Origin of the sequence: Amycolatopsis halotolerans (genome assembly GCF_042647905.1) — a bacterium.
GTDB lineage: Bacteria > Actinomycetota > Actinomycetes > Mycobacteriales > Pseudonocardiaceae > Amycolatopsis > Amycolatopsis halotolerans.
Window position 1 is genome coordinate 155,334 of the sequence record NZ_JBHRWI010000019.1, and the last position, 20,375, is coordinate 175,708.

17 protein-coding genes are annotated in these 20,375 nt (G+C 68.4%); 11 read left to right on the forward strand and 6 right to left on the reverse strand.

Translation table 11 applies throughout. The features are described 5' to 3' along the window. Positions 1-5 precede the first annotated feature (5 nt). The 4 genes from ACFORO_RS14785 (at position 6) to ACFORO_RS14800 (ending at position 3,826) form a co-directional block, all read left to right on the forward strand. Positions 6-1,901, forward strand: a complete 1,896-nt coding sequence (locus tag ACFORO_RS14785; protein WP_354739226.1) for an acetolactate synthase large subunit — start codon at positions 6-8, stop codon at positions 1,899-1,901. Beyond that, positions 1,898-2,404 carry an acetolactate synthase small subunit gene (ilvN, locus tag ACFORO_RS14790; RefSeq protein ID WP_184780531.1) on the forward strand — a complete coding sequence of 169 codons (507 nt, stop codon included), beginning with the start codon at positions 1,898-1,900 and terminating at the stop codon, positions 2,402-2,404. The genes ACFORO_RS14785 and ilvN overlap by 4 nt, the downstream gene beginning before the upstream one ends. A 43-nt stretch (positions 2,405-2,447) precedes the next feature. Beyond that, positions 2,448-3,461 carry a ketol-acid reductoisomerase gene (ilvC, locus tag ACFORO_RS14795; RefSeq protein WP_093573946.1) on the forward strand — a complete coding sequence of 338 codons (1,014 nt, stop codon included), beginning with the start codon at positions 2,448-2,450 and terminating at the stop codon, positions 3,459-3,461. A 98-nt stretch (positions 3,462-3,559) separates the two neighbouring features. Next, positions 3,560-3,826, forward strand: a complete 267-nt coding sequence (locus ACFORO_RS14800; protein ID WP_009074021.1) for a DUF397 domain-containing protein — start codon at positions 3,560-3,562, stop codon at positions 3,824-3,826. 174 nt (positions 3,827-4,000) lie between these two features. Here the strand turns inward: ACFORO_RS14800 and ACFORO_RS14805 are convergent, their stop codons facing one another. Together ACFORO_RS14805 and ACFORO_RS14810 are read right to left on the reverse strand one after the other, a co-directional pair. Further along, positions 4,001-4,825, reverse strand: coding sequence for a M55 family metallopeptidase (locus tag ACFORO_RS14805; protein ID WP_377874932.1), 825 nt, complete (start codon positions 4,823-4,825; stop codon positions 4,001-4,003). A gap of 221 nt (positions 4,826-5,046) precedes the next feature. Then, on the reverse strand, positions 5,047-5,607 hold the full coding sequence (locus ACFORO_RS14810; RefSeq protein WP_377874930.1) for a TetR/AcrR family transcriptional regulator: 561 nt from the start codon (positions 5,605-5,607) through the stop codon (positions 5,047-5,049). Between the two features lie 105 nt (positions 5,608-5,712). Between ACFORO_RS14810 and ACFORO_RS14815 the strand changes: the two genes are divergently transcribed. From ACFORO_RS14815 to ACFORO_RS14825, 3 genes are all read left to right on the forward strand, one after another. After that, positions 5,713-6,270 (forward strand): cupin domain-containing protein, encoded by a 558-nt coding sequence (locus tag ACFORO_RS14815; RefSeq protein ID WP_377874928.1) that lies wholly within the window; start codon positions 5,713-5,715, stop codon positions 6,268-6,270. A 91-nt stretch (positions 6,271-6,361) separates the two neighbouring features. Beyond that, on the forward strand, positions 6,362-7,042 hold the full coding sequence (locus ACFORO_RS14820; protein ID WP_377874926.1) for a HEAT repeat domain-containing protein: 681 nt from the start codon (positions 6,362-6,364) through the stop codon (positions 7,040-7,042). Further along, on the forward strand, positions 7,036-8,064 hold the full coding sequence (locus tag ACFORO_RS14825) for a HEAT repeat domain-containing protein (protein WP_377874924.1): 1,029 nt from the start codon (positions 7,036-7,038) through the stop codon (positions 8,062-8,064). Before ACFORO_RS14820 ends, ACFORO_RS14825 begins: the two co-directional genes overlap by 7 nt. Positions 8,065-8,681: 617 nt before the next feature. Here ACFORO_RS14825 and ACFORO_RS14830 read toward each other — a convergent pair. The 4 genes from ACFORO_RS14830 to ACFORO_RS14845 all read right to left on the reverse strand — a co-directional run bounded on the left by ACFORO_RS14830 (position 8,682) and on the right by ACFORO_RS14845 (position 13,000). After that, entirely contained in the window at positions 8,682-9,578 is an 897-nt protein-coding gene (locus ACFORO_RS14830; protein WP_377874922.1) for a nuclear transport factor 2 family protein, read from the reverse strand. A 93-nt stretch (positions 9,579-9,671) separates the two neighbouring features. After that, a complete protein-coding gene (locus ACFORO_RS14835; RefSeq protein ID WP_377874920.1) occupies positions 9,672-11,018 on the reverse strand; it encodes an ankyrin repeat domain-containing protein in 1,347 nt (448 codons plus the stop codon). 156 nt (positions 11,019-11,174) lie between these two features. Then, positions 11,175-11,801: a DUF1345 domain-containing protein gene (locus tag ACFORO_RS14840; RefSeq protein WP_377874918.1), complete on the reverse strand. Its 627-nt coding sequence runs from the start codon at positions 11,799-11,801 to the stop codon at positions 11,175-11,177. Between the two features lie 353 nt (positions 11,802-12,154). After that, complete coding sequence (locus ACFORO_RS14845; RefSeq protein ID WP_377874916.1) at positions 12,155-13,000, reverse strand: TIGR03620 family F420-dependent LLM class oxidoreductase; 846 nt, start codon at positions 12,998-13,000, stop codon at positions 12,155-12,157. A 207-nt stretch (positions 13,001-13,207) separates the two neighbouring features. On the opposite strand from ACFORO_RS14845, the gene ACFORO_RS14850 reads away from it, so the two are divergent. From ACFORO_RS14850 to ACFORO_RS14865, 4 genes are all read left to right on the forward strand, one after another. Further along, positions 13,208-13,807: a TetR/AcrR family transcriptional regulator gene (locus tag ACFORO_RS14850; RefSeq protein ID WP_377874914.1), complete on the forward strand. Its 600-nt coding sequence runs from the start codon at positions 13,208-13,210 to the stop codon at positions 13,805-13,807. A gap of 80 nt (positions 13,808-13,887) precedes the next feature. After that, a complete protein-coding gene (serA, locus tag ACFORO_RS14855) occupies positions 13,888-15,486 on the forward strand; it encodes a phosphoglycerate dehydrogenase (protein ID WP_377874912.1) in 1,599 nt (532 codons plus the stop codon). A 252-nt stretch (positions 15,487-15,738) separates the two neighbouring features. Continuing rightward, positions 15,739-19,071, forward strand: a complete 3,333-nt coding sequence (locus ACFORO_RS14860) for a S8 family peptidase (RefSeq protein WP_377874910.1) — start codon at positions 15,739-15,741, stop codon at positions 19,069-19,071. Between the two features lie 262 nt (positions 19,072-19,333). Beyond that, positions 19,334-20,374 carry a 3-isopropylmalate dehydrogenase gene (locus ACFORO_RS14865; protein WP_037811756.1) on the forward strand — a complete coding sequence of 347 codons (1,041 nt, stop codon included), beginning with the start codon at positions 19,334-19,336 and terminating at the stop codon, positions 20,372-20,374. Position 20,375: the final 1 nt, after the last annotated feature.

Here is a 20,375-nt window from a genome sequence, read left to right on the forward strand (position 1 = left end):
AACCGATGACCAGTGCCACGTCGCGCAGCGACGCGAAGCCCGGGCCGACCGCGCCCGGTGTCCCAGGAGCACGTCCGAAGCCCGCCCCGCCGGCGGGTACGCCGGTGCGCGTCACCGGCGCGCAGTCGCTCGTCCGCTCCCTCGAGGCGGTCGGCGCGGAGGTCGTGTTCGGCATTCCGGGTGGCACCATCCTTCCCGCCTACGACCCGTTGCTCGACTCGACGAAGGTCCGGCACGTCCTCGTCCGCCACGAGCAGGGCGCCGGGCACGCCGCCACCGGTTACGCGCAGGCGACCGGCAAGGTCGGCGTGTGCATGGCGACCTCGGGTCCCGGCGCCACGAACCTCGTCACCCCGCTGGCCGACGCCAACATGGACTCGGTTCCGGTCGTCGCCATCACCGGGCAGCAGTCGCGTGCCCTGATCGGCACCGACGCGTTCCAGGAAGCCGACATCTGCGGCATCACCATGCCGGTCACCAAGCACAACTTCCTCGTCACCGACCCGGCGGAGATCCCGCGGGCCATCGCCGAGGCGTTCCACCTAGCCGCGACCGGACGACCCGGCCCGGTGCTGGTGGACATCCCCAAGGACGTGCTGCAGGAGATGACCTCGTTCTCCTGGCCGCCCGAGCTCCGGCTGCCCGGCTACCGCCCGACGCTGCGGCCGCACGGCAAGCAGGTCCGCGAAGCCGCGAAGCTGATCGCGCAGGCGCAGCGGCCGGTGCTGTACGTCGGCGGCGGCGTGATCAAGGCCGAGGCGTCCGAGCAGCTGCTCGAGCTGGCCGAGCTGACCGGCATCCCGGTCGCGACCACGCTGATGGCGCGCGGCGCGTTCCCCGACTCGCACCGTCAGCACGTCGGCATGCCCGGCATGCACGGGTCCGTCGCCGCCGTCGCCTCGATGCAGCGCGCCGACCTGCTGGTCGCGCTCGGCGCCCGGTTCGACGACCGGGTCACCGGCCAGCTGTCGTCGTTCGCGCCGGACGCGAAGATCGTCCACGCGGACATCGACCCGGCCGAGATCTCCAAGAACCGCAAGGCGGACGTGCCGATCGTCGGCGACTGCAAGGAGATCATCGGCGAGCTGATCGACGCGGTGAAGACCGAGTTCGAGCGCGACCGTCCCGACCTGAGCGACTGGTGGACGCAGGTCGACTCGTGGCGCGACGACTACCCGTCGGGCTACGAATGGCCCGACGACGGTTCCCTGTCGCCGCAGTACGTCATCGAGCGGATCGGCGAGCTGGTCGGCCCGGACGCGGTGTACGCCGCGGGCGTCGGGCAGCACCAGATGTGGGCCGCGCAGTTCGTGAAGTACGAGAAGCCGCGCACCTGGATCAACTCCGGCGGCCTCGGCACCATGGGCTTCGCCGTCCCGGCCGCGATGGGCGCGCAGTTCGGCCTGCCGGACACGCAGGTGTGGGCGATCGACGGCGACGGCTGCTTCCAGATGACCAACCAGGAACTCGCCACGTGCGCCATCGAGGGCGCGCCGATCAAGGTCGCCGTGATCAACAACGGCAACCTCGGCATGGTCCGCCAGTGGCAGAACCTCTTCTACTCCGAGCGGTACTCCAACACCGACCTCGGCACGCACAAGCACCGCATCCCGGACTTCACGCTGCTGGCCGAGGCGCTCGGCTGCGCGGGCCTGCGCTGCGAGGCCAAGGAGGACGTCGACGCGACGATCCGGCGCGCGATGGAGATCAACGACCGCCCCGTCGTGATCGATTTCGTCGTGGGGAAGGATGCCCAGGTGTGGCCGATGGTCGCCGCGGGCACCGGGAACGACGAGATCATGGCCGTGCGCGGCATCCGGCCGCTGTTCGACGACGACGAGGTTTCGCAGGAAGCCGCCGAGGCCGCCGAGGCCGCTGCCGCGGAGGGGGAGCAAGCATGACTGTTCACACGCTGAGCGTGCTGGTCGAGAACAAGCCCGGTGTGCTCGCCCGGGTCTCCGGACTGTTCTCCCGCCGCGGCTTCAACATCGAGTCCCTTGCTGTCGGGCCCACGGAGAACCCCGAGGTGTCCCGGATGACGATCGTGGTCGCCGTTGAGGAGCTACCGCTCGAACAGGTGACCAAACAGCTCAACAAGCTGGTGAACGTGATCAAGATCGTCGAGCTGGAAGCAGGCAGCGCGGTGCAGCGCGAACTGCTCCTCGTCAAGGTCAGGGCCGACGCCACCGTGCGCAGCCAGGTCCTCGAGACCGTCCAGCTCTTCCGCGCCAAGGTGGTGGACGTCTCGCCGGAGGCGCTCACCGTCGAGGCGACCGGGACGTCGGACAAGATCGGCGCGCTGCTGCGGATGCTGGAGCCGTACGGCATCCGCGAACTCGTCCAGTCCGGCATGGTCGCGGTGGGCCGCGGGGCCCGCTCGATCACCGCCACCTCTCCCCGCTGAACACCCAGATTTCGTGTAAGTACGGAAGGAAGTAGTACCCCCCATGGCAGTGGAAATCTTCTACGACGACGACGCCGACCTGTCGATCATCCAGGGTCGCAAGGTCGCCGTGATCGGCTACGGCAGCCAGGGCCACGCGCACTCGCTCAGCCTGCGCGACTCGGGCGTCGACGTCCGCATCGGCCTGCAGGAGGGGTCCAAGTCCCGGGCGAAGGCCGAGGAGCAGGGCCTGCGCGTGCTGTCGGTCGCCGAGGCGGCCGCCGAGGCCGACGTGATCATGATCCTCGCGCCGGACACGAAGCAGCGCTTCATCTACGAAGAGCACATCGCGCCGAACCTCAAGGACGGCGACGCGCTCTTCTTCGGCCACGGCTTCAACATCCGGTACGACCTGATCAAGCCGCCGGCCAATGTCGACGTCGCCATGGTCGCCCCGAAGGGCCCGGGCCACCTGGTCCGCCGCCAGTTCGTGGACGGCAAGGGCGTGCCCTGCCTGATCGCGGTCGAGCAGGACGCTTCGGGCAACGCCCAGGCGCTCGCGCTGTCCTACGCCGCGGCGATCGGCGGCGCGCGGGCCGGCGTCATCAAGACGACCTTCACCGAGGAGACCGAGACCGACCTCTTCGGCGAGCAGGCCGTGCTGTGCGGCGGTGCGTCCGCGCTGGTGCAGACCGGTTTCGAGGTGCTCACCGAGGCCGGCTACGCCCCGGAGATCGCCTACTTCGAGGTGCTGCACGAACTGAAGCTGATCGTCGACCTCATGTACGAGGGCGGCATCGCGCGCCAGCGCTACTCCATCTCCGACACCGCCGAGTACGGCGACCTCACCCGCGGCCCGCGCGTCATCTCGCCGGCCGTCAAGGAGGAGATGAAGAAGATCCTGGGCGAGATCCAGGACGGCACCTTCGCCCGCGAGTGGGTCGCCGAGGACGAGGCCGGACGGCCGAACTTCACGAAGCTCGAGGAGCAGGGCAACCAGCACCCGATCGAGAAGACCGGCAAGAAGCTGCGCGACCTGATGTCGTGGGTGGACCGGCCGATCACCGAGACCGCCTGACCGGTATCTCAGAAGAGGCCCTGTCGTCCGTTCGCTGGACGGCGGGGCCTCTTTTTCGTTCCAAGGCGGTGCCGCCGAACGGCGGATACGCTGTGCCGATGAGCCGCCCGACCGACGACAAGGCGCACATCAGGCACGAACTCGACCTGACCGGCGCGACCTGGATCCGCGCCGAACCGGCGGGCGTGACCCTGGAGCATTGCGCGGAGTACGCGTTCGTCCCGCATTCGGACGGGGTGACCTACGTGGCCATCCGGCAGCCGACGGATCCGGACGGGGCGGTGCTGGTGTTCACGCCGTCGGAATGGGACGCGTTCACTCGCGGGGTTCGGGATGGCGAGTTCGAGTTGCCGGGGGAGTCGTAGATCTCCGCTTTTCGCGGGGGCTTTCGGGCTGGTGAATCGGCCTGATCTGCTTGGCGGACGGCTGTTGCCGATTAATGGCGAATCCGAAGTCCGCTGCACGATTGCCCAGGTCAGCGGCTCAGGTTGAGCGCATCCTCGTGGGCGGGCCTGGCGGATGGGTCCGGTCGGCCGGGATCAGATGGCTCCGAGCGTCGCGATGAGTTCGATGACCTGATAGGCCGTCGGGAAGTCCGGTGCCTGGTAGCGCAAGGTACAGCCGTCGGCGAGTTCCATTCCCGGCACCAGCAGCGCGTGTTCGGTCATCCGGGGCCGATGTACCTGGACTTCCAGCTGGATCAGTCCGTCGAAGCGCAGCGGACGGATGTCCTCTCGACCGGCCAGCGCTTCGGGCACCGCGTGCTCGATACGGTCGCACGCCTCATCGGGATGCAGCATCGCCGCCGCGAGAGCGCCCAGCGCGCGTTTGACCACTATCGAGCGGATGCCCGGCGCTACCTCGGCCGCCTCGGTTGCCACGGTGTCGTCGCCGCTCACCAGCACGGGCGGCGCGCCGTAGTGCGCCGCGAGTGCGGTGTTCAGACCGAGTTCGCCCAACGAACGGCCATTGCAGCGCACGTCCGCGATGGTTCCGCCGGAGATGGTGTGCGCCATGACCGAACGGGGCGTGCCGGCCTTGCCGTGATAGCCGATGAACAGCACAGCGTCCGTCTCCTCGGCAAGTCCCGCCATCATCCCGCCGGGCTTGGGCGTGCCGCGGAGCAACTCGACACGTCGGTCCAGCAGTTCGGGCAGAAGATTCCGGAAGCTCGCGTGCGCTTCGGTGACCTGTACTTGCGCGGCCGCGTCGTAGGCGTAGATCCCGCGGACGGCGGCGTTGGCCTCAGCGGTGAGCAGCCTGCGGTTGCGTTCGTATTCGCTGTGCCCGGGAATGACCTCTTCGCCGTGGACCACCCCGGCGATTCCCTCCATGTCGACCGAGACGAGCACCCGCATCTCCATCACACCTTCCTCGGCGACGGACGGCCAGGAACGCCACCTTATCGAGCGGTCCGGTGGTGGTCGGCTTGCTCGCGCGGATGGGTTCCCGGGCCTGTGAATGCCTGGTTGACCAGGGGTTAGCCGATTCGTGGCGAATCTGTCTTAGCGAGGCCAGAGCCTGTCCCGGCGGATTCGCCGCTGGGAGGCAAGTGCTGCCGCGGCCGGTATGGGCGGACTGACTGTCAGGACGGCAGGAAGATCGCAGCCGCTGCGTCCGCTAGTGCGTCGGGGCTTGGCGAGTCCGCCTCGGTTTGAGCCAGGTGCAGCAGTCCGAGAATGGCCGCGTAAGCGACTCGCGCCCGGTTCACCGCCTGGTCCGGCGGGAGGCCGAGTTCGCGGTAAGTGCTGGTCAGAAGGTTCAGCCGAGCTTGGTTGACGCGGCTGACCGCTTCCTTGACCCGAGGGTCGTTGCGGTCGCCGAGCAGGCTCAGGTGCACCGACGGCGCTAGCGGCTGCACGGAACGCACGACGGCAGTGAGCAGTTCGCGCAGCCGTTGCCCCGGATCGGCGATCGCGGCGTACTCGGCGAGTCCCGCCTCGCCGTGGTTTCGCCACCAATCGGCGAGAGCCGCGGTGATCAGCTCGTCCCGGTTGCGGAAGTGCGCGTAAAAGCTGCCCTTGGTCACGCCGAGCGTCCGCGCGAGCGGTTCGACTCCGACCGCGGCCAGACCGCCGTCTGCGATCGCCTTCAGCGCGGCGCGCGTCCAGTCCTGGGCGGACAGCCGGGGCGAATCGTTCACCATGCGCGGAGGATACGCCACCGTATTGACGACTCCACTAGCACTGGATACGGTGGCGTATGGATACGTAACCGTATCCATACGCTGTCGTACTGAGGGGCGGTCGAAATGGCACACGCGAAGGTTCGCCGAGTAGTCACCGGACACGGCTCCGACAGCAAGTCCCGCGTGGTCGCCGACGGCGCTGTCGAGCCGATCACTTCCGATCTGATGCCTGGCTGCGCGATCTACCGGCTGTGGGGCCGGGACGAACGACCGGTGTTCCCGGACGACGGTTCGCCGCGTCGCGCCGAGGCGCACTACCCGCCGCGGGACGGTTCGCGGTTCATGATCAACACGATCGCGCCCGGCGAGCTGACGCCATCGCCGGACGTCGGCCTGCCAGCAGCCTGGGAAAAGCTGGAGCGGCAAGCACCGGGCGCGGCCGGCGCGATGGAGCCCGACGCGCCTGGCATGCACACCACCGACAGCCTCGATTACGTCCTGATCGTCTCGGGCGAGGTCACGTTGGAGCTGGACGACGGGGACCAGACGGTCTTGCGGGCAGGCGATGTCCTCGTCCAGAACGGCACGCGGCACGCCTGGCGAAACCACGGTGCCGAACCGTGCACGATCGTCGGCGTCGCTGTCGGCGCGGATCGGGCGGAGACCGGGTTTCGCCACTGAACGGCGACGGCTTCTTTTGCCGATCTTTTGCCCGCCGGGTTTGACATTGACATTGTGACAAGGTCTTCACTGGTCGGCGGAGGTGATCCCGATGAACTCGACACAGATGAATTCCCAGCTCACGCGGCTGATCGAGGCGTTGGGCGCCGGGGACTCGTCGACGCGGCTGCAGGTCGCGCTGACGATCGGAACGCACCCGGACGGCCCTGGTCTCGTCGAGGCGCTCGTCGCACGGTGCGCGATCGAGCCGGACTTTTTCGTGCGCGACATGCTCACCTGGGCGCTGACCCGGTTCCCGGCGGAGGACACGGTGCCGCGGCTTCTCGCGGAGCTGCGGTCCCCGGTGGCGCAGGCCAGAAGCCAGTCGCTGCACACGTTGTCCAAAATCGGCGACCGGGACGTGTGGCCAGCGATCACCCGATCGTTGCTGCGTGACGCCGACGACGAGGTCGCGAAAAGCGCCTGGCGGGCGGCTGTCGTCCTCGTGCCCGACGAGGACAAGGCCGGGCTGGCCGCGGAACTGGCGACACAACTCGGCCGCGGTGACCGGACGCTGCAGCTCAGCCTCAGCCGGGCGTTGGTCGCGCTCGGTCCCGTGATCGAGCCGGCGCTGGAGTCCGCATTGACGAGCACCGACGCGACCGTTCGGGCGCACGCCGTCGCCACTGAACGGCTACTTGGTGACCCGGACACCGGTTTCGACCAGGCTGTGGACGAGGCGAAACGGATCGTCGCGCTCGGTCCGGAGCGGGCTCAGGAAACCGCGTGCTGATCGGCGAGGTCGCCCGCCGCTCGGGGGTGAGCACCCGGATGCTCCGGCATTACGACGCCCTCGGGCTGGTGCGGCCGACCGGCCGCACCGTGGGCGGCTATCGCGAGTACTCCGCCGACGACATCCGCCGGATCTTCCACGTGGAAAGTCTCCGGTCGCTCGGGATGTCGTTGCGGCAGATCGGCCGGGCGCTGGAAGACCCTGCCTTCGTGCCGGCGGAGCTGGTCGGCGACCTTATCCGGCGGACCGAAGACCGGCTGAAGCGGGAGCAGGAACTGCTCGACCGGCTCCGTGCGGTCGATGCCTCGGCACCCTCCGGTTGGGAGGGTGCCTTGCGCATCGTCGAACTGCTGCGCGGGCTCAATTCATCCGGTGCCGCGCGTCGGCAGCAGACCGTTTTGGCCCCTGCCGACGATGTGCCGGTCCCCGCTGAGGTGCTGGCCAAAGCAGTTCTCGCCGAATCCGATCCGAACGTCGCCGGTGCCTTGCGATGGGCGCTTGCCCGGACTGGTGGCGACATAGTGGCGAATGTGGCGCCCGGTCTTCGCTCGGACGACGCCGAGATCCGGCGACGCGCGATCCTGGCGCTCATCGAGTTGCCCGGCGACGAGGCGACCGCGGTGTTGATGGACGCGCTCGCTGGCTCGGACGCTGTGGTCCGGCGCCATGCGGCGCTCGCTTTGGGAGCGCGTGGTGCCGAGGAGGCTGTGCCGACGCTTGTAGAAATGGTCGTTGAGGGGCGAAACGACGTCGAGGCGGCTGAGGTTTTGGGCGCGTTGGCGGATGGGGGCGTGGACGGGATTGTCGGCGCGTTGGTGGATGCGGTGGCGGCGCATCCTGCGGATTCCGCAATGCGGATCCGGTTAACGCAGGCGCTTGCGGAGATGCCGGGGACTCTTGCGCAGGGAGCGTTGCGGCGGTTGGCGCGGGATGCTGATCCGGCTGTGGCGTTGGTGGCTTCGGCGCTTGTGAAGGTTGTTGAAGAGCGTGGTGGCGCTGGTGAGGTCTCTGGAAGCGCCTAGGTCGCGCGTGGTTGGCTGGTAGAAATTCGGGGGATCGGTGCTGGTCAGAGGCATTTGCCAGTTAACGGCGAAAGTTGTTGCGGGGCGCGTTGCCGTTCAGCGGCGACTGGCGTGGCCGATTGGGTCGCGGCCTGCGGGAGGAATTGCCGTTGGGCGGCGAAAGCCGTCGGGATGGGGTGCCGCCAGACAGCGGGGCGGGCATTCGCCGCCTAGTGGCGAGAGTTGCGGGGGGACGTGGCTGAGCAGCGAGAGCTGCGATGGCGGGCATTTGCCGCTTAGCGGCGAGGGCTGGGCTGAGTTCTTGCTGCGCATTGAGCCGGGAACCGGTGGCGGATGTTGCCATTGAACGGCGACGGTGGTTTCCACGGTCGGTTGGCTGTTGCCCTGCGACGTGAAGCTGAGTGCCCGTTAATGGGCGAGGTTGTGTTGAACCGTTGCTGTGCGATGACGGTGTCCAGCGCTGGTGAGGATGTTGCCGTTTAGTGGCGACGCATTACTCGGGTGCTGTGGAGCGGCCAGTGTGGCTGGCATTGGTGGGGTGTGGCGTCCGGTGGCGATGGCGGTCAGCGCCGGCCGAGGCGTTGCCGTTTGGTAGCGGCACCGTGGAGGAGTTGCCGCTATTCGGCGACGCTGGCGATGAGCTCAGGTAGGCGGCCGGTGGCTGCGGCCAGGGCGAGGTGGTCGCCGTAGTCGCGGGATTCGACGATCTCTCCGTCTCGGATGCGCATCGCGAAGATGTTGTTCACCTGGAACGGCACTCCGGCGCTGGTTTCGCCCACATAGGTCGACTCGCCGATGATGACTTCTGGGTCGGTGCTCAGGTGAAGCACCAGGTCGGTCACTTCGATTCGGAGGGCCAGCGCGGCACCGGCGGCGAAGTGGGCGCGTAAGTCGTCTCGGGTGCGGAGGACGGGGGCACCGGGCAGGAACGGGTGTCGGATATCGGTTTTCGCCGCATAGAGGTCGGGGAGTTCGGACCAGCGGCCGTCGGCGACGCCGAAGACGACTCGTTGGAATACGCCTTCGCGGCTGTTCGCGGGGAAGAGCCCAGCTGGGCGTGGTGCGATGGGGCGAGGTTCGTAAGCGGGCGCTTGGGCGTATGCCTCGGCTAGACCGGCGGTCGCGTTTTGGATGGCGGCCAGGCGCAGGTAGTCGTGATAGTCGCGGGTGTGGATGAGGAGTCCGTCGCGGGCGCGGAGGACTTGGATGTTGGCCGTTTCGGTTGTCTGGCCGGTGTTCCGTGACTCGGCGGTGTACTGGTATTCGGCGACGATGACCTCGGGGTCGGCGGTTTCGTGGATGGTCACGTCGTGGTGTTTGAGGCGGAGGGTTTGGCCGAGGCCGCTGACGAAACGGTCGTGTAGTGCGGCGCGGCCTTCCAATCGCCCGGGCCTGGGTATCGCGGTGGGGTGTTCTACGACGGTGTCTTCGGCGTAGAGGTGCGCGAGGTCGGCGAAGCGGCCGCCGGTGATTCCAGAGGAGAGCTGGTCGAACAGGTCGCGTGGAGTTCGCATGAGGGCCTCCGCAGGGCGTGGATTAACCGGAGTCTGTAGTCCGTTACGATACGGACTACAGAATCCGGTTGTCCAGCGGGAGAGAGTTGCCGATTAGTGGCGACGGAGGCGGTGCAGCAGTTCTTGGGCGGCGGGGCTGTCGCACGCTTCCGCCCAGCCTTCGGGGGTGCTGTCCCAGAGGGCGTCGCGTGCGGTGAGGTCTGCGCCGGCGCTCACCAGGATTTCGATGACGTCCAGGCGGTTGCTCTGGGCGGCCAGGTGCAGTGCGGTGACGCCGACGCCGTGGCGTGGGCCGCCGAAGGTGCCGACGTGGTTGACGTTCGCGCCCAGTGACAGCAGGGTTTCTGTTGCCGCTGAGTGGCCACACGTCGCTGCCCAGGTGAGGGCGGTGCCGCGGTAGACGTCGGCGTCCAGGTTCGCGCCGCGTGAGGTCAGGGTGCGGAGTGCGGCTGTTTGGTTGTTGCGGGCGGCCCAGGCTAGGGATTCGTCGAGGATTTCGGTGGGGTCGTTTGTTGGCTGCCAGAAGGGAAAGCCGCTGTGCGGGCGGTAGAACTCACGGTGTGCGCCGGCTGCTGGAGAAAGAGTCCCCTTTGGACTGACTAGTTCATCCAGTAGAGCCGCGTCGCCGAGACCGGCTGCGACGCGCAGGTTGCGAGGGGACCGTTCGTGCGTTGCCAGTTTTTCGGCAACAGCGCGATTTCCCCAAAATAGGGCCACAACGAGCGGGGTTCCGCCGTCGCCGCGGCCTGAGACGGCCAAGGGCGCGCCGGCGTTGATCAACATGTCGGCGATCAGTGGTAAATTGCTGTAGGCGGTTTGATGTAAGGCAGTCCAGCCGTGCGCGTTGGCTCGAGCGGGATCGGCACCGTGGTCGAGCAGGATGCGGACGAGGCGTTCGTCGTGGGTCGCGGACGCCATGCCGAGGAGATCGTTTCCGTTGGTGCCTCGGGCGTGGGCCAGGTGCGGAGCTTCGGCCAGCAGTGTTGACAGGCCGTCCACATCTCGGGCTTCTACCAGCTGATAGGCCCGAGCAAACGGTTCGCCGTTTTTCGGCAAATCCTCGACATGGGCCTTCAACGCGCGCCAGGTGGGGAAACCGTGCTCTCGGGCGATGACGGTTAAGGCACCGGTGCGGGTCAGCGGTTGGTCGTGGCGGTCGAAGGCGGCGCGGGCGGCTGGGGTGCCGTCTTCGGCTGAGGCGAGGAGGCCGACGGCACGGCCTCGGTAGTACTCGACGTCCTGGTGGTAGGCGTGCTGGACGTCCGGGCCGTGCTCGGCGATTCGGCGGACGTACGTCTGCAGCTGTGGCCAGCTGGGGAATCCGTAGCGGCGAGCGAGTCGGAACTGCGCTTCCGACAGCGGTATCGAGTCGGCGCGGGCGAGTTCTTTCGCCTGTTTGCGGAGTTGGCCGAGGTTGGGGTTGGCGGGCAAGGCCGTCATCAGGGAGTCCTTCCTTCCCTTGCGCGCCCCGTGGTCCGCCGGCACCGGGCAGGGAAGAAGGAAAGCTCGGCAACTCGTGGTACGGGGGTGGGCTCGGCCCTTTCCGCGGACAGGACGCGGCCCCTGCCGCGCGAGAAACACTGTAACTCACAAGGGTCAACGTCCGCCGGTGATGACGCTGACTGCGATGCCGAGCGTGGCCGTGTTGTACATGAACGACAGGACGCTGTGCGCGAGTACCAGGGAACGGATCGACGTCGTCCGCGTTTCCACGTCCGAGACCGCGAAGCTCGTCCCGATGGTGAACGCGAAATAGGTGAAATCGGCGAGTGTGGGACGTTCGGTTTCGGGGAAGCGGAAGTGCTGGGTCGGGAGGCTGTCGTAGTACGTCTGGGCGTAGCGTTCCGCGTAACCGAAGTGCAGGATCGCCCAGGCCAGCAGGACCGCGGGGACGCCGACGACTTTCGCGGCAGTCGGGTCGATGCCGGTCGTTTCCGGCAACACGATCGACAATCCGCCGGTGACGCCGACGAGGCTGGTCAACAGCGTGAACAGCAATCCGAGCCGACGGCCGAGAACGCCTTTCAGCCACCGGGCGTCGGTGTGGTCGATTTTTCGGCTACGGGACACTCGCGCGATCCGGATGCCGAGGTAGATCAGCGCGAGCAGATCCCAGGAGAGAAGGGCCAGGACGTTGTCGTCCTTGACGAGGGTGACGATCCCCAGGATCAGCAGGACGAGTTCGACCGTCCGGGACGCGGCGATGGCGAGTTTCGTGAACACCGGCGGCTCCCGGGGCGAACGCGGGCGAGGCGTCTCGCGAAGATAACAGCGGGGTTGTGGCCGATGGGCGGCGAAACGGGGTCGACCAGGTCGCCTGTTCAGGGGAAGTTCCGTGTTCGCGGGGGAGGTCTCCGGTAAAGGTGGAAGCGTCCGTACAGCGGAGGCGGACGGTTTCGCCGCTCAGTGGCGAATCAGTGGTGAGCTGGGTTTTCTCACGGTTGGCGGGATGGCGTCGGCAACCTGCGGGTCCTCCAGTAGCCGAATTTTGGCGAGACGTCAGCCGGATTTGGCGAGGCGTCGGGAACGAGCCGGGGTGGGGCTTTCGCGAGAAGGTGCGAAAGCCCCACCGGGAATCAGAGCACCAGGGATGCGAGGCGACGCCAGCCGTCGAGCGGAATCTCCGGTCCGGAACCGAGGACCTGGACGCAGACGTGGTCCGCGCCGGCGTCGCGGTGTGCGCGGACTCGGTCGGCGACTTCCTTCTCGCTGCGGTAGGCCACGATCGCGTCGACGAGACGGTCGCTGCCGCCGTCGGTCAGATCTTCCTCGGTGTAGCCGAGGCGGCGCAGATTCGCTCGTTGGTGTGGGGCCAGCCGCACGTACGTCGCGACGTGTTCGCGGGCGATTTGCCGTGCCCGCGCGGGATCCGGGTCGAGGACCACGGCTTGTTCGGCGGCGAGGTAGGCGTCGGGTCCCATCGTTTCCCGGGCGGACGCTGTGTGTTCCGGAGGGACGAAGTACGTGTGCGCGCCATCGGTACGGGTCGCCGCGAGCTTCAGCATCTTTGGTCCGAGGGCGGCTAGCAGCCGACGCGGCCGAGCACTCGAAGCGCCCTCAACGGGGAAATCCAGGTCTGCCGCATCCATGGCGTCGAGATAGTCCTGCATCGCACTGCCTCCGCCGCCGGGCCGATGTCCGCCTAACCCGAGCGTGAACCGCCCTGGATACGCCTCGGCCAACGTGCGTCCAGCGGCTTCAGTGGCAGCTGCCGACCGTTCGGAGAAGCGTGCGATGCCGGTCGCCACAGTCAACTTCGTCGTCGCCTCGAGCAGCAGCGCCGCCTGGGTGAATGCCTCCCGTCCGCGGTACTCGCCGAACCACAGCGCGGCGAAACCCAGCGACTCGACTTCGGCGGCAGCCGCGCGTACCTCGCCGATTTCCTTGCCGTCAAAGGCGAACGTCCAGATTCCGATCGTCATCGTGCGCCACCTTCCGCGCTGGCGGTCAGTTTTGCGAACACATCCACAACAGACTCCAAGAAGGTTCCGTGGCCGCGAAGGTGCGGCATCGATCCCGGCGCAGCCCGGCTGGTGCGTCCACTGAGGACGCACTCCAGAAACAGAGGCTGCCTCCGGTTACTATACGGAGGAACCCTCCGATTTGTCACGGGATAAGCTCGGACCGAGATGACCGACGCCAAGCCGATGCGCGCGGACGCCCGCCGCAACTACGAACGCCTGCTGGCCGAAGCGAGGCGCGCCTTCGCCGAGCGCGGTGTCGATGCCTCGCTCGAGGACGTCGCCCGCAGCGCCGGCGTCGGGATCGGCACCCTCTACCGCCACTTCCCGACTAGGGAAGACCTGGTCGAGACGCTGCTGCGGGAGCGGTTCGACACTCAAGCGGAAAAAGCGCGCGAACTGCTCGTCGCCGAAGATCCGCTTGAGGCCCTGTACGCCTGGCTCATCGGCTTCGGAGAGACCTCCGCCGTTTACCGTGGCCTTACCGAAATGCTGGCCGACGCCTTCGACGATCCGGAATCGCGGCTGCACGCGTCCTGTGACGCGATGCGCGACGCGGCGTCCCAACTAGTGGACAGAGCGCAGGCGGCCGGCGTTTTCCGCACCGACGTGACCGTCCAAGAGCTGCTTTTGTTGCTGCACGGCGCTTCCTGGGCCGGATCCCACCTGCCGGGCACGGGCGGTACAGAGCGCCTGATGGGGCTTGTCTTCACCGGATTACAAACAAGTGAACAGCGGGGGCAGCGGGCTGTCAGCGCACCGCGTTAAACTCCCGCGAGTCCGGGCACAACGACGTGCGCCGCGAGAGAGCGTCCTCGATTTCGTGACCAGATAGTGGGAGCCGCATCGTGACCAAGCCCAGCAAACCCGTAGTCCTCATCGCGGAGAAGCTCGCGCCCTCCGTGCTGAGTGTGTTCGGTGAAGAGGTAGAGGTCCGGCACGTGGACGGCACCGACCGTCCCGCTCTGCTCGAGGCGGTGAAGAGCGCCGACGCGCTCTTGGTCCGATCCGCCACCAAGGTCGACGCCGAGGTGCTCGGGGCGACCACTCGGCTGAAGGTCGTCGCCCGGGCCGGCGTCGGGCTCGACAACGTCGAGGTCCCGGCCGCTACCGAGCGCGGCGTGCTCGTGGTGAACGCGCCGACGTCGAACATCGTCTCCGCAGCCGAGCACGCGGTCGCGTTGCTGCTCGCGGTCGCCCGCCGCGTTCCCGCCGCCGACCAGAGCCTGCGCGGCGGCGAGTGGAAGCGCAGCTCGTTCTCCGGCGTCGAGATCAACGGCAAGACCGTCGGCGTCGTCGGGCTCGGCAAGATCGGCCAGCTGTTCGCCCAGCGGCTCGCCGCCTTCGGGGCCAAGCTCATCGCCTACGACCCCTACGTCTCGGCCGCGCGCGCCGCCCAGCTGGGCATCGAGCTGGTCACCCTCGACGAGCTGCTGGAGCGCGCCGACGCGATCTCCATCCACCTGCCGAAGACGCCGGAGACCAAGGGCCTCATCGACGCCGAGGCGCTCAAGAAGACCAAGCCCGGCGTGATCATCGTCAACGCCGCCCGCGGCGGTCTCATCGTCGAGGAGGCGCTGGCCGACTCCGTGCGCAGCGGCCACGTCGGCGGCGCGGGCATCGACGTGTTCGTCACCGAGCCGACCACCGAGAGTCCGCTGTTCAACCTGCCGAACGTCGTCGTCACGCCGCACCTCGGCGCGTCCACCGCCGAGGCGCAGGACCGCGCGGGCACGGACGTGGCGCGTTCGGTTCTGCTGGCGCTGCGCGGCGACTTCGTGCCGGACGCGGTGAACGTGTCCGGCGGCGGCGCGGTCGGCGAGCACGTGCGGCCGTACCTGTCGCTCACCCAGAAGCTCGGCCAGGTGCTGACCGCGCTGAACCCGAAGGCCCCGACGTCGCTGACCGTCGAGGTCAAGGGCGAGATTTCCAGCGAGGACACCGCGGTGCTGAAGCTGGCGGCGCTGCGCGGGCTGTTCGCGGGCGTGGTCGAGGACCAGGTCACCTTCGTGAACGCGCCGCGGCTGGCCGAGGAGCTCGGCGTGCGGGCTGAGCTGGTTGCCGAGTCGGAGAGCCCGAAGTTCCGCAGCCTGGTCACCCTTCGCGCGGTGCACGGCGACGGCGCGACGCTCACCGTGTCCGGTTCGGTCACCGGCAAGGACGAGGTCGAGAAGATCGTCGAGGTCAAGGGCAGGCACTTCGACCTGCGCGCCGAGGGCGACGTGCTGGTCATCGAGTACCCGGACCGTCCCGGCGTCATGGGCCGCGTCGGCACGCTGCTCGGCGAAGCGGGCATCAACATCGAGGCCGCGCAGATCAGCCAGAGCACCGACGGTTCCGACTCGATCATGCTGCTGCGCGTCGACCGGCACGTGGACGCCAACGTGCTCGAGCCGATCGGTGCGACGGTGGGCGCGCACACTATCCGCGCCGTCGACTTCAGCTAGTCCGTGTTCCGCGCAACGGCCCCTTTCCCGGACCTCGGGAGAGGGGCCGTTCCGTTGTTCATCCGCAGCGGCAACATTCGGGTAACGGAGCTTTTTCCGCACGAAAGTAGGGGTTTCGGACAGCTAGGTTCTTGCCGCGAGGCTGAACCACGCGCCGTGAGAGCACGGTGCGGCGCCGGTGCGCACCGTCGGGGGTACGAGTGGCGCGCGCGGGCAGGTTCGTGATCCGGGCCTCGAGAAGGGGTTACTCACATGAGCAGAACCCGGTTGCCCGGGTGGGCTGCCCGCTCGGTGGTCGTGGGTTCCGCGGTGGTGCTGGCGGCGGCCGTCGCCATTCCCGCGGCGTCCGCGCAGAGCGCGCCGCTGGCCGAGCCGGTCGCTCCGGCGAAGGTCGACGCGAGCAAGGTCCAGGGCAAGCTTTCGCCCCGGCTGAGCGCGGCGCAGGGGCAGATCACCGCGTTCGTCGAGCTGGCCAAGAAACCCGCGGTGGACGCGTTCAAGGAAGAGCAGGGCAAGGGCAAGGAGAAGGCCAAGCAGGCGGCGAAGGCGGCTAAGGCCGACGTCGCCGCGGCGGTCAGCTCCGTCGTCGGACAGCTGCGGTCCGCGGACGCGGGCACGAAGCTGGTCACGCAGACGGCCAACGCGGTGCCCGGCGCTGTCGTCACCGCCGACGCGGCCAAGATCCGCCAGCTCGCGGAACGGCCGGACGTCGTCTCGGTGCGCACGGTCGTGCCGAAGAACCGCACCAACGCCAGCGCCGAACAGCTCACCAACACGCTTGCCAGCTGGCAGAAAACCGGCAAGTTCGGCGACAACATCCGCGTCGGCGTGATCGACGACGGCATCGACTACACCCACGCCGACTTCGGCGGCCCCGGCACGCCCGAGGCGTACAAGGCGGTCGACCGGACGAAGCCGTCGCCGTTGTTCCCGAGCGCCAAGGTGGTCGGCGGCACCGACCTCGTCGGCGACGACTACGACTCGGCGGGCAAGACCGGGTCGCCGACGCCGAAACCGGACCCGAACCCGATCGCGTGCGGCGAGCACGGCACGCACGTCGCGGGCACGATCGGCGGCTACGGCGTGAACGCCGACGGCAGCACGTTCACCGGCGATTACCAGAAGCTGAACAAGAAGAAGCTCGACGCCATGCGGATCGGGCCGGGCACCGCGCCGAAGGCGCTGCTCTACGCGATCAAGGTGTTCGGCTGCAAGGGTTCCACGAACGTCACGTCGCAGGCTCTCGACTGGGCGCTCGACCCGGACGGCGACGGTGACTTCACCGACCACCTCGACGTCGTGAACCTGTCGCTGGGCAGCGACTTCGGCGCGCCGGACGACCCGGACTCGCTGTTCGTGCGCAAGCTCGCGCAGAACAACGTGCTGCCGGTGATCTCGGCGGGCAACGGCGGCGACATCAACGACATCGCCGGTTCGCCGGGCAACACCCCGGAAGCGCTCACCGTGGCCAGCAGCCGCGACGCGGGCGAACTGCGCGACGCGGTCGAGGTCAAGACTCCGACCGCCGGACAGCAGCCGGGTCAGTACAGCCAGGAGTACACCGGCTACGACACCCTCGACCTGACCGCGCCGGTGGTGCCGATTTCGGCGGGCAACAACGCCGGGTGCGCCGCCTATTCGGCTGAGGACAAGGCAAAGGTCGCGGGCAAGATCGCCTGGCTGGAGTGGGACGACAACGACGCCACCCGGCCGTGCGGTTCCGCGGCGCGGGCCAACAACGCGCAGGCCGCCGGCGCCAAGGGCGTGCTGCTTTCGTCCACTGTGGAGCACTTCGGCGCGGGTATCGCGGGCAACGCGGCGGTTCCGATGTTCCAGCTCACCGGCAAGGCCACCCAGGCCGTGCGGGCGGGCTTGACCGCGGGCACGCTCACCGTGCGGCTGTACGGAGCCGGGCGGACCACGCTGCAGACCTACGACCAGTCCATCGTGGACACTCCCAGCTCGTTCACCTCGCGCGGCGGACGCGGTCCGTCGGTGAAGCCGGACCTCGCCGCGCCTGGCGACACGATCACGTCGGCGTTCCGCGGCAGCGGCAACGAGCGTCTGGTCATCTCGGGCACGTCGATGGCCGCGCCGCACACGTCGGGCATCACGGCGCTGGTCCGCCAGGCGCATCCGGACTGGAGCGTCGAGGAGGTCAAGGCTGACGTCGTGGGCACCGCGGTGCACGACATCACTGACGGAGCCGGCCACACCTACGGCCCGCAGCGCGTCGGCGCCGGCCGGATCGACGCGAAAGCCGCGCTGGACAACCAGGTTCTCGCGTATGTGCAGGACGACCCGGGCGCGGTCAGCGTCACGTTCGGCACGGTCGAGGCGGCGGGTCCGGTCACCTTGAGCAAGACGATCAAGGTGGTCAACAAGGGCGTCAAGGCGGCTGAGTACTCGGTGGGCTACGAAGCGGTCAACAATCTGCCCGGTGTCGAGTACACAGTGGACAAGAGCTCGGTGAAGCTGAACCCGCGCGGCGTCGCGACGGTGAAGGTGACGCTGAAGATCACCGACCCGAAGGCGCTGCGCAAGGTTCTCGACCCGACTATGGCGGCTTCGCAGGCCGGGCTCGCCCGCCAGTTCGTGGCCGACGCTTCGGGCCGGGTCGCGTTCACCCCGAAGAACGGCGCGACCGTTCCGCTGCGGGTGGCCGTGTACTCGTCGCCGAAGCCGGTTTCGGCGATCACCACCCCGGGCGGCGTGCGCTTCGGCGCGAACGCCGACCAGGCCGTGCTGAACCTCGCGGGCAAGGGCATCGACCAGGGCAGCGGCTCCCAGCGGTACCGCTCGCTGATCAGCGTCCTCGAACTGCAGGCCGAATCGCCGCAGCTGCCGGAATGCGACTCGCACGTCACGTCCGACTGCACCCTCAACCGCACCGCGAAGGGCGGCGACCTGCGCTACATCGGCGCGGCGTCGACGGCCCCGCTCGCCAAGGCGCAGGGGGAGCCGGAGAACGCGACGCTGGCGTTCGGGATCACGACCTGGAGCGATTTCGCGAACCTCGGCAGCAACACGGTGCCGTTCGTGGACATCGACACCAACGGCGACGGCAAGCCGGACTTCGAAACCTTCGTGACGAAGGCGACGGGGTCGGACGTGCTGCTCGTCAACACGGTGTCGCTGACCAAGCCGGGCAACCCGTCGGTGGACCTGCAGGCGATCAACGGGCAGCTCGGCGACGTCGACACCAACGTGTTCGACTCGAACGTGATGGTGCTGCCGGTCAGCATCGCCGCGCTCGGCATCGACCCGAAGGAGGCGTCGCACCGGATCAGCTACACGGTCGGCACCAGCGGGTACTACGTCGCGCCGGGTACCACGAACGGGTTGATCGACCAGGTGAGCACTCCGCTGTCGTTCGACGCGCTCGCGCCGGCGTTCTCGGTGCAGGGCGGCGGCGACGCGGCGCTGGGTTACGTCGCCAAGCCGGGCACGGCATTGGTGGTCAACCGCAACAAGGACGCCGTCGCCGGGGACAAGGCGAAGGGCCTGCTGGCCATCGAGCACCACAACGCGACCGGGCAGCGCGCCTCGGTCGTGCGGATCGAATCGGAGGTGCCGCGCGGCTGACCTGGTTCACCCTTTGAGGGGAACTTGAGGTGAGCCGCGGAAGCGGCCGCATCGCGGGACGCGGGGGCTTGCCAAGGCTGTCCGGCCTGGGCAAGCCCCCGTTTCCGTTCGCCCGAACGGGTGTCTCACCCTGTGGGAGGATGCGGCATAAGGGTGGTGCGGCTACGGCACCTTGTCTACGGCCGGTAACCTTCCGCTGCTGGCGTTTTTGTGCGAATGGGCCATCGGTGCGCCCGGTGGCCTGGGCTACGGAGGTGTGTGGATGCGGCTCGCGGTGATCCCAGGGGACGGGATCGGGCCCGAGGTGGTCTCCGAGGCGCTCAAGGTGCTCGGTGAGGTAGCACCGGCGGCGGAGATCACGAACTACGACCTCGGCGCCTCGCGGTGGCACGCCACCGGGGAGCTGCTCCCGGAGTCGGTGCTCGGCGAACTGCGCCAGCACGACGCGATCCTGCTCGGCGCGGTCGGCGACCCGACAGTGCCCAGCGGCATCCTCGAGCGCGGCCTGCTGCTGCGGCTGCGGTTCGAACTGGACCACCACGTGAACCTGCGCCCGGCGCGGTTGTACCCCGGGGTGCGCGGCCCGCTGGCCGACGCCGGGGACGTCGACATGGTCGTGGTGCGCGAAGGCACCGAAGGCCCGTACGCGGGCAACGGCGGCCTGCTGCGCAAGGACACCGAGCACGAGATCGCCACCGAGGTCAGCGTCAACACGGCCTTCGGCGTGCGGCGCGTGGTCGCGGACGCGTTCAACCGCGCCGAAGAGCGTCCGCGCAAGCACTTGACGCTCGTCCACAAGACCAACGTGCTGGAGCACGCGGGTTCGTTGTGGTCGCGGATCGTCGAAGAGGTTTCGCTGGAGCACCCGGACGTCACCGTCGCGTACTCGCACGTGGACGCCGCCACGATCCACCTGGTCACCGACCCGTCGCGGTTCGACGTGATGGTCACCGACAACCTCTTCGGGGACATCATCACCGACCTCGCGGCCGCGGTGACCGGCGGCATCGGCCTCGCGGCCAGCGGGAACCTCGACATCACGCGCCGGAACCCGAGCATGTTCGAGCCGGTGCACGGCAGCGCGCCGGACATCGCCGGCCAGGGTCTCGCCGACCCGACCGCCGCGGTGCTGTCGGTGTCGCTCCTGCTGGACCACCTGGGCCAGAAGGAAGCGGCGCGGCGCATCGAGGCTTCGGTGGCCTTCGATCTCGCCACCCGCGACCAGTCGTCGCCGGGTGCGACCCAGGCGATCGGCGACCGTCTCGCGGCGCTGGTCTCGTCGAACGCCCGTCAGGCCGGCTAGA

Bases quoted from the DNA above. Each gene is read 5' to 3' on its own strand.
- ilvN (WP_184780531.1), top strand. From the start codon at position 1,898: ATGACTGTTCACACGCTGAGCGTGCTGGTCGAGAACAAGCCCGGTGTG.
- ACFORO_RS14845 (WP_377874916.1), bottom strand. From the start codon at position 13,000: ATGACGATCGGAATCTGGACGTTCGCCTTTGACGGCAAGGAAATCGGC.
- ACFORO_RS14830 (WP_377874922.1), bottom strand. From the start codon at position 9,578: ATGCGAACTCCACGCGACCTGTTCGACCAGCTCTCCTCTGGAATCACC.
- ACFORO_RS14850 (WP_377874914.1), top strand. From the start codon at position 13,208: ATGACCGACGCCAAGCCGATGCGCGCGGACGCCCGCCGCAACTACGAA.
- ACFORO_RS14805 (WP_377874932.1), bottom strand. From the start codon at position 4,825: ATGGAGATGCGGGTGCTCGTCTCGGTCGACATGGAGGGAATCGCCGGG.
- ilvC (WP_093573946.1), top strand. From the start codon at position 2,448: ATGGCAGTGGAAATCTTCTACGACGACGACGCCGACCTGTCGATCATC.
- ACFORO_RS14810 (WP_377874930.1), bottom strand. From the start codon at position 5,607: ATGGTGAACGATTCGCCCCGGCTGTCCGCCCAGGACTGGACGCGCGCC.
- ACFORO_RS14820 (WP_377874926.1), top strand. From the start codon at position 6,362: ATGAACTCGACACAGATGAATTCCCAGCTCACGCGGCTGATCGAGGCG.
- ACFORO_RS14785 (WP_354739226.1), top strand. From the start codon at position 6: ATGACCAGTGCCACGTCGCGCAGCGACGCGAAGCCCGGGCCGACCGCG.
- ACFORO_RS14865 (WP_037811756.1), top strand. From the start codon at position 19,334: ATGCGGCTCGCGGTGATCCCAGGGGACGGGATCGGGCCCGAGGTGGTC.
- ACFORO_RS14800 (WP_009074021.1), top strand. From the start codon at position 3,560: ATGAGCCGCCCGACCGACGACAAGGCGCACATCAGGCACGAACTCGAC.
- ACFORO_RS14860 (WP_377874910.1), top strand. From the start codon at position 15,739: ATGAGCAGAACCCGGTTGCCCGGGTGGGCTGCCCGCTCGGTGGTCGTG.
- ACFORO_RS14815 (WP_377874928.1), top strand. From the start codon at position 5,713: ATGGCACACGCGAAGGTTCGCCGAGTAGTCACCGGACACGGCTCCGAC.
- ACFORO_RS14835 (WP_377874920.1), bottom strand. From the start codon at position 11,018: ATGACGGCCTTGCCCGCCAACCCCAACCTCGGCCAACTCCGCAAACAG.